Annotated in this window: 8 protein-coding genes; all 8 read right to left on the bottom strand. The window is 53.4% G+C overall.

Annotated elements, in window-relative coordinates; translation table 11 throughout:
- Nucleotides 1-334: 334 nt before the first annotated feature.
- Nucleotides 335-994 (bottom strand): YoaK family protein, encoded by a 660-nt coding sequence (locus tag BMW41_RS12740; protein ID WP_074650495.1) that lies wholly within the window; start codon nt 992-994, stop codon nt 335-337.
- Nucleotides 995-1,136: 142 nt separating this feature from the next.
- The gene (locus BMW41_RS12735; protein ID WP_074650494.1) at nt 1,137-3,320 is read right to left on the bottom strand and encodes an ATP-dependent helicase; all 2,184 of its coding nucleotides are present in this window, start codon (nt 3,318-3,320) and stop codon (nt 1,137-1,139) included.
- Between the two features lie 158 nt (nt 3,321-3,478).
- Nucleotides 3,479-5,029 carry a sodium/proline symporter gene (locus tag BMW41_RS12730; protein WP_074650492.1) on the bottom strand — a complete coding sequence of 517 codons (1,551 nt, stop codon included), beginning with the start codon at nt 5,027-5,029 and terminating at the stop codon, nt 3,479-3,481.
- Nucleotides 5,030-5,296: 267 nt separating this feature from the next.
- On the bottom strand, nt 5,297-6,631 hold the full coding sequence (locus tag BMW41_RS12725) for a S1C family serine protease (protein ID WP_177171246.1): 1,335 nt from the start codon (nt 6,629-6,631) through the stop codon (nt 5,297-5,299).
- Between the two features lie 263 nt (nt 6,632-6,894).
- On the bottom strand, nt 6,895-7,569 hold the full coding sequence (locus BMW41_RS12720; protein WP_074650489.1) for a class I SAM-dependent methyltransferase: 675 nt from the start codon (nt 7,567-7,569) through the stop codon (nt 6,895-6,897).
- 291 nt (nt 7,570-7,860) lie between these two features.
- On the bottom strand, nt 7,861-8,574 hold the full coding sequence (locus tag BMW41_RS12715) for an anaerobic ribonucleoside-triphosphate reductase activating protein (protein ID WP_074650488.1): 714 nt from the start codon (nt 8,572-8,574) through the stop codon (nt 7,861-7,863).
- The gene (locus BMW41_RS12710) at nt 8,571-11,066 is read right to left on the bottom strand and encodes a ribonucleoside triphosphate reductase (protein WP_074650486.1); all 2,496 of its coding nucleotides are present in this window, start codon (nt 11,064-11,066) and stop codon (nt 8,571-8,573) included. Before BMW41_RS12710 ends, BMW41_RS12715 begins: the two co-directional genes overlap by 4 nt.
- A gap of 261 nt (nt 11,067-11,327) precedes the next feature.
- Entirely contained in the window at nt 11,328-12,686 is a 1,359-nt protein-coding gene (locus BMW41_RS12705) for an MATE family efflux transporter (protein ID WP_074650484.1), read from the bottom strand.
- Nucleotides 12,687-12,722 lie beyond the last annotated feature (36 nt).

Genomic DNA, 12,722 nt, shown 5'->3' with positions numbered 1-12,722 from the left:
GAGGGGAGCCCCGCGGACTTTGCGCGCCGCCGCTGGTCACCGTTAGGTGACAGCTTCCTTACAGCGGCGTGCGCATCCTCGCGGAGCGTTTTTGTATCATAGGGAATTTCGGAGAAATTTCCTATGATACAAAAACAGCGCTTAAAATAAGCGCCATAAATTACTTAGCATATGCTACACGAAAATGACGTCTTTTGCAATATTTTTCTCATTTTTCTCAGTCATTTCTCTCATTCGGTCATTTTTTCTTTTTATGGAAGTGATTTTTTGTCTGCTTTACCGTAATATATTTAAAAAATATGAAGTATCATTATGTTTTTTCTTTCCGCGGCATTCATCCCTCTTTGCCATCCCGCTGACGGTCCGTCTCCATCAGAACAACGGCAGCGGACAGCACTGCGCAGCAGACCCATACCGACCGGATCCCGAGAACGGCACAGAGATTCCCGCCGATCCCGGCTCCGATCCCGAAGATCGCGATAATCGCGACATAGCACAGTCCCTTCTGCAGATTCTCGCGTTTTCCGGTGCGCAGGAAGAGGGACAATGCCGCCGTTCCGCTTCGAAGATTTCCGATGCACATTGTGCTGGCATAAGCATTTCCAGCCACTTTCCGGAAGGCCTGAACCTGCATCGCGCAGGAAAATGAAACGATTGCTCCGGAGATCATATTCATGCTCTCCGGCACAAGCCCCGCCATAAGCAGCAGAAACATCTCGACGAGAAGAATACTCTGTCGCCAGTGAAGAAGCCTTGCAAATTTGTATTTTCCCTGCACCTGCTCAGCGCAGAACACACCTCCGACAAAGGCCAGAAGCGGAATGAGATACCGGAGTGCCGGTCCCCACTCTCCCGCCAGAAGATGGGTGCTCATCAGCACAATATTGCCGGTCTGTGCGTTGGCAAATACCCCGTCACGGACGATGTACGTATATGCATCCTGAAATCCGCCGCTGAACGCGAGAAACGCACTCAGAATAAATGCCTCCGACATCTGCTCCTGCCTTGTCAGTCTTTCCTTCCACTGTCTTCTCCTGCTTTTTCCCTCTGTTGTACTGCTCATCTTTCTCTGCCTTTACTTCTTTCCTGCGAATTTCCGACCGGATCGCGCCGTCCCTTATCCCGAATGATCCGGATCAACCTTCGGCCGGCTCCCTGCTCTCCTTCGGGATTACCTTCAGCTTTACCCGGTAAGAAATCATCCTCGGAGTCTCCATCCCGTCAAAAAGGATCTGATACGCCTGCCGGTCGGTATCCACATCTTTCACGATGCCCCGGCCGAACACACTGTGTTCCACCCGGTCTCCGATTCCCACCAGCTTCTGTTCCGGATCATCGGTCATAAACCGCTCGGTCATCCGGACATAGTTTATCATCTCTTTCAGAAGATTCTCATCCGGCGGCGCCGTGAACTGAAGGAGCCGCGGATCAATGTCCATCAGGAAGCGCGACGGGTACCGCGGCGTTCCGTCGAAATTCCGTCCGGCCGCCTCTGTGAGATAGAGTCCCTTCTGCGCTCTTGTGAGGGCGACAAATACCAGCCGCCGCTCTTCTTCCATCGCCTGAAGGGTTCTCGTCTTTCTCGACGGGAAAATACCCTCGTTCATCGCACAGAGGAAAACATGCGGAAATTCCAGACCTTTCGCGGTGTGAACGGTCATCAGTTTGACCTTATCCCCCGACTGTGCCGTGTCCTGGTTTGTAAAGAGCGCGATGTGATTCAGGTAATGCTCCAGCGTCACTTCTTCCCCGCACGTCGTCTCATACTCGAAAACCGACTGCTTGAGTTCCGCCAGATTGTCCAGCCGCTCCTGACTTCCCTCTGTCCGGAGCATCGCCTCGTATCCGCTCTTATCCAGAATGTCCGACAGGACATCCGAAACCGGACGGCTCCCGTAGTCCGACGAAAAACGGTCCATCAGCTCCACAAAGCCTCGGGCCCCGGTTCCCCGGAATACCGGATCCTCAAGATTCGCCTTCATCGCCTCATAGAGTGTTCCGCCGTGATGCGATGTATATTCTTCCAGAAATGCCATCCGGCGGGTTCCGATATTCCGTTTCGGGGAATTCACAATCCGTCGGAAGGAGAGATCATCCCGGTACGCGATCATGCGGAGATAGCAGAGCGCGTCCTTGATCTCCAGTCTCCCGAAAAACTGAACGCCGGAGTAGATCGTATACGGAATCTTCGCCTTGATCAGCGCTTCCTCGATATTTCGCGTAATGTAATGCGCCCGGTAGAGAACCGTCATATCGCGGTACGGAGTCCCTTCCTCATACAGCTTTGCCATCTGCATCGCAATCCACTGCGCCTCTTTCTCCGAGGTCTGCGCCATGTGACAGATTACCGGCTGCCCATCCGGCAGAACCGGTTCCAGATCCTTTTTGATTCTCTCCCGGTTCTTTTCGATCAGGGAATTTGCCGCCTGCAGAATCTGCGGAACCGAGCGGTAATTCTGCATCATCATGATGGTCTCCGTTCCCGGAAAATGTTTTTCAAAATCCAGAAGAAAGCGGACATCAGCCCCTCGCCAGGTGTAGATCGTCTGATCCGGATCGCCGACCACAAAGAGGTTTTTGTGATAGCCGCAGAGCACCTCCATCAGTTCATACTGCAGCGCGTCGATATCCTGAAACTCATCGATCATGATGTATTCCAGACGCTTCTGCCATTTCAGCCGGATGTCCTCATTTTCCCGGAAAATATAGAGGGAAAACTTGATCAGATCATTGTAGTCAAGGCCGAAGCATTTTTTCTCCTGGTAGAGATATCCGTAGAAAATGATATCCTGAACGGTTTCCGCCTCCAGATATTTCCGATGCAGCGTTTCGAGGGACATGGTGATCATGTCAAGGTAATATTCCGGCTTCTGCACCAGCTTCTGCATCTCAATCATATCCCTTGCCTGTCCGAAGGTCATGCTGCGGAGGGTGAGACTCCGCTCTTCATAGATGATCTTCAGCATATCGTCGATATCGGAATTGTCCAGCACGATAAAATTCTTCGGATATGAAACCGCATGACTGTCTTCCTGAAGGATGGAGACACAAAAGCCATGGAATGTGTTGATGTATCCGGTGTCGTTGTCACCGGTCAGCGTGTGGATCCGCTGGCGCATCTCATTGGCGGATTTATTGGTAAATGTAACACAGAGGATATTGCCCGGAAGAATTCCCAGCTCATTCACCAGATACGCAAAACGGTGGGACAGCGCCCTGGTCTTTCCGGAACCGGCGCCGGCAATCACGCGCACGTATCCTTCCGTCGCGGTCACTGCGCTGCGCTGTGCCTCATTCAGTCCTTCCAGTAAATCGATCATATCTCCTCCGATGCATTATTTCCGAACGTTCGTTCCTGATTTTAGCACATCATTTCTTCCATAGCAAGCCAACCGGTCCGAAAAGCGATCACGGCTCTGCCCCGATATCCACGCAGACAAAAGCCCCGCAGGATTCCCCGCGAGGCCGATGAAATGCATTATTTTTCTTCGGAAGCACTGCTTCGAAGGGTCTTCCGGAATTCGGCGATGACTTCCGCATCCGGTGCCGGTGTGATCACTGATACCAGAATCGTCACGATCATCGAAACGACAAACGCCGGAAGAAGCTCATAAATCCCCCAGACTCCGCCCATCGGACGCACCAGGAACTTCCAGATAAATACCATGACTCCGCCGGAGAGCATGCCCGCAAGCGCACCGTCCCGGTTGGTTCTCTCCCAGAACAGGGAAAGAATCATCACCGCGCCGAAGGCGCCGCCGAAACCGGCCCAGGCGAAGGATACGATCTGGAACACACTGGAATCCGGATTCCGCGCCAGGAAGCAGGCGATGATGGAAATCGCGAGAACCGTCAGTCTTGCCACGCGAAGTCCCTGCCGGTTGGTCAGCTTCACCTTGAAGAAATCCACAACAAGGTTCTGGCTCACGCTGGAGGATGCTGCCAGAAGCTGGCTGTCCGCGGTGGACATGGTTGCCGCGAGAATGCCCGCGAGAATGATTCCGGCCACTGCTGCCGGAATGACGCCGTGAAGTGAGAGAAGTCCCGCCACCTTTACAATGATGGTCTCGGACTGTCCGCTGGTGGTAAACATCTCGATCGCTCCGGCTTTGCTCATTCCGTAACCGACAATACCGATCACGATGGCAACGCACATGGAGACCGCCGCCCAGACAGAGGCAATCCTTCTGGAAAGAACCAGTTTCTTCTCATCCTCGATCGCCATGAAGCGGAGAAGGATGTGCGGCATTCCGAAGTAGCCGAGACCCCATGCCGCATTGGATGCAACCGTCAGCGGACTGTAGGACTCCGCCGCGCCGGTCGCCGGATTATGGGTTGCGGAAAAGCTCAGATAACCTTCCAGCGCCTGTGCATTCTGCATCACCGCGTCCACGCCGCCCGCCATATGGGTTCCGTAGATCAGAACCACAAACAGGGCGATGGTCATGACAACCGACTGGATCAGGTCTGTAGTGGACGCCGCCATAAATCCGCCCATGACGGTATAACTGAAAATGACGATGGCAGAGATCAGCATTGCCGTCATATAGTCAATGCCGAACAGACTGTGGAACAGTTTTCCGCAGGCCGCAAATCCGGACGCCGTATACGGAACAAAGAACACGACGATCATAACCGCCGCAATACAGTTTAAGACATTGCTCTTATCATGGAAACGCTTGGACAGAAAATCCGGAATGGTGATCGCGCCGATATTCTGACTGTAACGGCGGATTCTCCGCGCCATGATCAGCCAGTTCAGATAGGTGCCCACTGCCAGTCCCACCGCCGTCCAGAATGCGTCCGCCACACCGGTCAGGTACGCCACTCCCGGAAGTCCCATGAGAAGCCAGCTGGACATATCACTTGCCTCCGCACTCATCGCCACGACGAACGGACCAAGTTTTCTGCCGCCAAGATAGAAATCGTCGGAAGAATTGTTTTTGTGGGAATAATAAAACCCGATAAACAGCATACCGATCAGATAAAAACCGATGGCCGCAAGAATGACAAAATCACTCGTTTTCATACATTACCCCTTTCGTGCGCCAGGCCGCAGCTTCCTCTCCATTGAAGAACCGGCCGGTGTCTTGATATACGTGTCAGAGTATAACATAAAACGCGGCATTTGGGGGTAATTTTCTTGTTTAATACTTTCGCTTTATAAAGCATTGCAGTGCCGACCGGTTCCCGGTCCGCACTGCAATGCTTTTTTCTGAGTACGCTTGCGAACTAAGTTCTTCCGTCGTTAATCCATGACCGTGATATCCGCTTTCCGTACCTCCGGAATCCGGACTCACATCTTGTCTGCATCCTCGCGGGAACCGAGTCTGACCTCGATCTTCCGCTCCTTATAGGATCCGTCGTCCAGCGTCTGAACGGTAAGCGTTACGGTGTCACCGGTTTTATAGTAGGACATCTGCTTGTGAAGGTCCTCACCGGTGGAAACTTTGGTACCGTTAATCTCGGTGATCACGTCTCTCTCCCGGAGTTCGGAACCGGCAGCTGCCGTTCCGTCGAGAATCTTATAGACATAGACGCCTTCCGGGATGCCGTACGCCTGACTCATGGCCGAGTCGATGTTCTGCATCTGAATGCCGAGATATCCCTGCTCATCCGCCGCAACCGCAATCTTGGTTTTCTGTTCGGACAGATTCTGGATGAGCTCCTTCACCTGAGAGATCGGAATGGCAAATCCCATGCCTTCCACCGCCGTCGTGGCATATTTTGCGGAATTGATGCCGATCACATTGCCCGACATATCCAGAAGCGCACCGCCGGAATTGCCCGGATTGATGGCAGCATCCACCTGAATCAGCGTTCTGCTTGTGCCGTCCTCATCCTTGATCTCCTTGTTCAGCATGCTGACGATTCCGGTCGTCACCGACTGGCCCTCGCCGAGAGCATTTCCGATGGCAATCACTCCCTGTCCGAGCTGAAGCTTGTCGGAGTCTCCCAGAGTTGCGATCTTGATTGCTCCCATCGTCGAATCCTTGATATCCTTCAGCTGAACCGCCACAACGGCCAGATCTTTGGAAGAATCCGTTCCCTTCACCGCTGCGTCCACTTTCTCACCGTCGGTAAATGTCACCTGAATGGAGTCGGACGATGCGACAACGTGATTATTTGTCACGATCAGCAGTTCGGAATCATTTTTTCCGATAATGATGCCGCTGCCCGCGCCGGATACCTCTGCTTTCTGTGTTCCGAAGAAACTCTGAATCGTCTCGGTACCCTTGATGTTGATGGCGACAACCGTCGGCATCGCATTCGAAACCACATCGGCAACGGTGGCGGAACCGCCCGACGAAGAAGACAGCGGAACCGCAGTCGCAATCTGTGTTCCGGATGCATTTGCGTCAGACGCGGTCTCCGCGCTTTCCGCTGCAATCGGACTGTCTGCCGCCATCCGGCCTGCTGCCACGTTTACACTGTACATGGTAGCTCCGGCCACCGTGCCGAAAAGAACACCGCTCAGAAGAAGCGTCGTCATCTTTTTTGCCATCGCATGTCCCTTCCGGCTGCGTTTCCCTCCGGAAAACTGCGGAGCCGCGCTCTCACTTTCGTTCGTCTCCACGGTTTCGGTATCAATATATGTTTCACGATCCTGATCTTCTCTGTTTTCCATCATAACATGGCCTCCTTCGATTCGTGAATGAACCTTACTGCAATCTCTTTCTCTTGATATGGCCAATATTAGTCGGAAAATGTGACGCATTTTTGATGCAAATGTGGCGATTTTGTGAAGAAATATTAGTCATTTCTAAAACCCGAAACAGCTCCGCCAAATCCGAAACAAATCCGGCCTCCTCACACGATTTCACGGAAGGGGCAACGCTGCCGGATGAACGATATGCCGCGGAGTGTACCAACGATGGGCAAGACACCACCGGATCAGTATTTGGTGCCCTCCACGCAGATCCAGGTGGTTTCCTCTTTGCGATGGATCTCGGTTTTCCAGAAACCGGCGTCCACAAACATATGCCGGAAGTCCGCCGGCGTCGGATTGCGCATATGGAATTTAGCGATATTCTCCCGAATGTCCTCCGGAAGATCTCCGGTCTCATAGACGTCCGCGATCAGAAGAAAAGTGCCGTCCGGTTTCAGCACGCGGAGAACCTCTTTCAGCCCCTCCATCGCATCCGGCCAGAAATAAAAACTCTCCACGGTGGTCACTTTATCGAAGGTCTGATCGGCAAAGGGAAGTTTCGCGGCCGATCCCTCCAGGATCTCCATTCTGCCTTCTGCGATCCGTTTCTCATTCCGTTTTCTGGATTCTTCCACGGAAACTTGGGAAACATCCACCCCCCAGAGTTTCCCCTTCGGCGACCTCTCTGCCATGTACTCCAGGGTTCTTCCGCCGCCGCAGCCAATATCAAGAATGGTGTCTTCCGGTCTGAATTCCGCATGGGAAAGTCCCCATTCCGTCACCTCGCGGTGGCTCTCGTTCATACGGGCCAGCATTCTTGCGCCCGCCGCGCCTTCCGGCTTTGCAGGATTACCCAGCTCGGTGATCTCCATCGGGCTCATTTTGTCCAGATCCTGCTCGGTATAATTCTTATTCTCCATATTCGAAACCTTTCTTTATTTCCAGCAGCTTCCCCGTCGAATCGAAGTCCGCAGGCGGGCTTCGGCGTTCCCATACCCGTGGGTACTGAGAGGAAGTGCTTTTGCGGTATAGGAATTTCGGAGAAATATCCTATATCATACAAACAGATACAAACAGACATCCAACCGGTAATTATAACCGATGGATGCCTGTTTGTAAAAACCGTATTCTTTTTTTGTGCGGATTCCGTGAGGCGATTCCGGCATTACCGTCCAAAAGACCTGCCTTACCGGCACATCCATGGCGGGCATCTATGAAACTCCCCGAAGCTTCGCGTTCGGAACCCACCTCCGGAGAATCTCCAGCATATGCCGCATTTCGTCCGGAGTGTACCCCTGCATGCTGCGGTCGAGAACTCCCTCGGAATCTTCATAATTCTGCAGGTAATACCGCTCCGCACCGGCCAGCCATTCGCCGATGGAGCTCATGTCCTCTTCCGTCACGAGTCCCCGTACCATGGTTGTCCGGAATTCATACGGGATCCGGTTCTCCCGGAGAAGACCGGCGGATTGTTCCACCTTTCGGATCATCTCCTCCGCCGGCAGCGCTCCCCCGCCGAGTCCCGCCGCTTTTGCATAATGCGAACGGGACGTCTTAATATCCATCGCTGCCATATCGAGAAGTTGTTCGTCGATCAGTTTCCCCAGGAGATCCGGATTGGTCCCGTTCGTGTCGAGTTTCACCAGAAATCCCATCTCCTTGATTCTGCGCAGAAACTCTTCCAGGCCGTTCTGCAGCGTCGGTTCTCCCCCCGTGACGCAGACGCCGTCCAGAACGCCCCTTCTCTTTTCCAGAAAGCCGAAGATTTCCTCCTCCGGGATCACCGGCTCCTCTTCCGGATGAAGAACCAGAGCGCCGTTCTGACAGAACGGACAGCGGAAATTACAGGCTCCCGTGAACATTGTGCACGCCGTATGCTCCGGATAATCCAGAAGCGTCAGGCGGTTCAGCCCGTGGATGATCATCGTCTTCCCTGAGCGTATCCGAGAATCTGGCTTGCATTCTCGTATTTTTCGGCTCTTCCGCCGTGGATCACCACCAGCGTCGGCGCCGTGCGGATGTCAAACCGGTCCACATATTCCCGGTTCTCCGGTGCCGCGGCGTCAATCTCCCGGTAACCGGAGAGAATCCCTTTTGCCTTGATCATCTTGCAGTTCGGGCAGGTCGGCGTCGTAAAGAAGAGAACCTCGTCTCTCTCCCCCGGCTCCGTCCACTGCATCGCCAGCGGATTCTCATCCGTCAGAGTCTTATCCGTCACATTCCCGGCCGTCACATTCTTTTCCGTTTTCTGAAGATCTTCCCCGCTGTCTCGGTGATAGGCAGAATCGATCCGGTATGCCTTGCGGTCAAGGTACTCCTGCATTTTTCCGTCGTTCCAGTTGCTGACCGGACGATAGTAGCCGGTGATTCTGGAATAGACTTCGGTTCGCTTTCCGCAGACCGGACAGATCTTCTGCTCTCCGGCAAGATATCCGTGAGCCTCGCAGACGGAGTAAACCGGGCTGAGAGTGAAATACGGCAGGCGGTAGTTTTCCGCCACCGTCTTCACGAGGCGCATCGCTGCCCGGTAATCCGGAAGCTTCTCTCCCAGGAAACAGTGGAATACCGTTCCGCTCGTGTACTTGGTCTGAAGATTGTCCTGAATGTCCAGCGCCTCAAAGACGTCGCTGGTAAATCCCACCGGAAGGTGGCTGGAGTTGGTATAATACGGAACTTCTCCCGGTTTTCCCGCCGTGATGATGTCCGGATAGAGCTCGCGGTCGTGTCTGGCGAGACGGTACGCGGTTGACTCCGCCGGTGTCGCCTCGAGGTTGAACAGATCGCCGTACTTCTCCTGATAATCCGAGAGTTTTTCCCGCATGAAGTCGAGAACCTTCGCGGTCCATGCGGAGGACTCCGGATGGGAAAGATCTTTTCCGATCCATTTCGCATTCAGACAGGCCTCATTCATGCCGACCAGTCCGATGGTGGAGAAATGGTTCTTAAAGCCCTGCGGCAGATATCTTTTCGTGTACGGGTAAAGACCCATATCCAGATATTTGCAGATGACTTTCCGCTTGATATCCAGCGATCTCGCCGCGATATCCATCATTCTTTCCAGACGGTCGAAGAAATCCTCTTCATCCTTTGCCAGATAGGCGATCCGCGGCATATTGACCGTCACCACGCCGATGGATCCGGTATTCTCGCCTGCGCCGAAATTTCCGCCATTCTGCTTTCTGAGCTCGCGCAGATCCAGTCTCAGCCGGCAGCACATGCTGCGGACATCCGACGGTTTCATATCGCTGTTGATGTAGTTGGAAAAATACGGTGTGCCGTACTTTGCCGCCATCTCAAAGAGAAGACGGTTGTTCTCGGTATCCGACCAGTCAAAATCGGAGGTGATGCTGTAGGTCGGGATCGGATAAGCGAAACCTCTTCCGTCGCAGTCGCCCTCCACCATGATCTCGATAAACGCCTTGTTGATCATGGCCATCTCTTCCTGACAGTCGCCGTAGGTGAAATCCTGATCCTTTCCGCCGACGATGGCCGGAACATTCTTCAGATCCGCCGGGCAGTTCCAGTCCAGCGTGATGTTGGAGAACGGTGCCTGTGTGCCCCATCTGGACGGCATGTTTACGCCGTAGACGAAACTCTGGATCGACTGCTTGACTTCGTCATAACTCAGGTGATCCGCTTTGACAAACGGTGCAAGATAGGTGTCAAAAGAACTGAATGCCTGAGCGCCGGCCCACTCATTCTGAAGGATCCCGAGGAAGTTCACCATCTGAATGCACAGTGCGTTCAGATGTTTTGCCGGTGCGGAGGAAATCTTACCGGCCACGCCGCCGAGTCCCTCGCGGATCAGCTTCCGCAGATCCCAGCCCGCACAGTAGCCGCTCAGCATGCCGAGATCATGGATATGGATCGCGCCGCTGCGGTAGGCATCCACAATATCCCGGTCATAGAATTTGGTCAGCCAGTGTGCCTTGCTGATGCGCTCGGAGTTGTTCAGAATCATCGCACCGATGGAATAGGAAACCGATGCGTTCTGCTTGACGTGCCAGTTCTTTTCCCGGGACGTGTCCGCACCTTCCATCCCCGGCGTCAGGAACACACCGGCATCCGGCTCTCCCGTGTATCCGGTGATAGTCTGCTCACAGAAATCTTCCGCGGAGCGGATGTTTCTCACATTCTCGTGCACCGCGCGGTAACGGATAAAAGATTTTGCCGCATCATAGAGACCGTGGGACATCAGCGCCTTCTCCGCAAGATCCTGAATATCCTCGACCGAATAGACGCCTTCCGGATATCTGCCGCCGAGTTCCATCTCCATGTCCGCACAGAGTTTCGGCGCCATCACCGCATAGTCGCGGTCCCTGGATGCCAAAATCGCTTTTGAAAGTGCCGCCGTGATTCTCGCGCTGTCAAAATCCACTTTGCTTCCGCTTCTCTTGATAACCTGTCTTTCCCTCATCTTCGCTCCCCCATCAGTCAGACATTTTGAAACACATGTCACGTTATTTGCAACATTTTGTTCTTTTGTTGTCAAATACGCAATATATAGTGTTAAACCTGATTGCTGAGCACATTATATTGCACCTTGAGAGATTTTTGTTACAAAAAAATACCTAAAAAAAACCTCCATTTTTTGTATATAAAGATAAAGCCCGCACAGCTGAGCCATTTCCGTGCGGGCTGACAGAAAATTGTAAGTTTTCTGTATTTCTCGTAATTATTAATATTCGGCCTTCTCTTTCAGGTCGTTCAGGATCCCTCTCGTGATCAGAAAGGCGATCACCGCCGCCGCGATGTCGGCCGCCGGCTGCGCCATCTGGATTCCGAGAATGCCGAAAAGCGGCGGAAGTACCCCGAGAGCAGGAATCAGACAGATTCCGAATTTCAGGGATGCGACAACCGTCGCGCGAATGCCGTACCCGACAGTCTGTGAAAACATATTGGCCATGGTGATCTGCGCGGCCAGCGGCATCGTCAGACACTGCAGCCGAAGCGCCAGGGTGCCGATGCGGATGACCTCGGCGTCTTCTCTTCGGAAAACGGTTACCACCGGTTCAGCAAACACAAAGACGATCGCCGCCATGGCCAGAAGAAAGCAGAAGGTTACCTTCAGGCTGAAGTAATACGCTCTCTCCACCCGTTTATACTGCTTTGCGCCGTAATTAAAACCGCATACCGGCTGGAATCCCTGTCCGAAGCCGATCACAGCGGAGTTCATAAACACGGAAATTCTCGTCACAATCGCCATTGCCGCGATCGCCGCATCGCCGAAGGGCGCTGCGGTGTGGTTCAGAATGATGGTCGATACGCTCATGATTCCCTGCCTTGCCAGTGAAGGAAAGCCGATGAAAAAGATGTTTCCGTACATCTTCGGCGTCGGCCGGAAATTCCGGACACGAATGGAGATACAGACCGGCATCCGGTTGCACTGCGCAAGCAGAATACAGAAGGATACGAACTGGCTGAAGGCGGTGGCGATGGCCGCACCGGAGATGCCCATTCCGAAGCCGAAGATCAGAATCGGATCCAGAATCATGTTCAGAACACCGCCTGTGCCGATACCGATCATCGAGTAGAACGAATTGCCCTGAAACCGGAGCATATTGTTCATGCCGAGAGAACACATAAAGAACGGGGTTCCGTACAGGATGAACCGCGCATAGTCCTCCGCATACGGTGCGATGGTCTCTGTCGCGCCGAGAAGACGGACCAGCGCATGGTTGTGGGTCAGACCGAGCGCCGCGATCACGACGCCGACGATCAGCTCCGTGAAGAAGCCGACCGCCGCATACCGCGCGGCATCTTCTTTCTTTTTCTGTCCGAGAAGTCTGGAGATCATGTTGCCCGATCCCATGCCAATGGTGAAAGCCATCGCCTGAATCGCGGCCGTCATGGAAAAGATGATTCCCACCGCGCCCGAAGCCGAGGTGGAAATCTGCGATACGAAAAACGTATCCGCCATATTATAGATTGCGGTGATCAGCATCGATACAATCGACGGCAGAGCGAGCTTCGGGATCAGTGTCTCGATCCGCTCGTTCATCATCTGATTAAACCGCTGTTCCTGTGTCATCGTCATAATTAAACTTCTTTCCTGCGCGGGGCCAGACATATT

Origin of the sequence: [Clostridium] aminophilum, assembly GCF_900101295.1 — a bacterium.
In the GTDB taxonomy this organism is placed as follows: Bacteria; Bacillota; Clostridia; order Lachnospirales; family Lachnospiraceae; genus Clostridium_R; species Clostridium_R aminophilum_A.
This window is presented reverse-complemented; position numbering and strand designations above follow the sequence as displayed.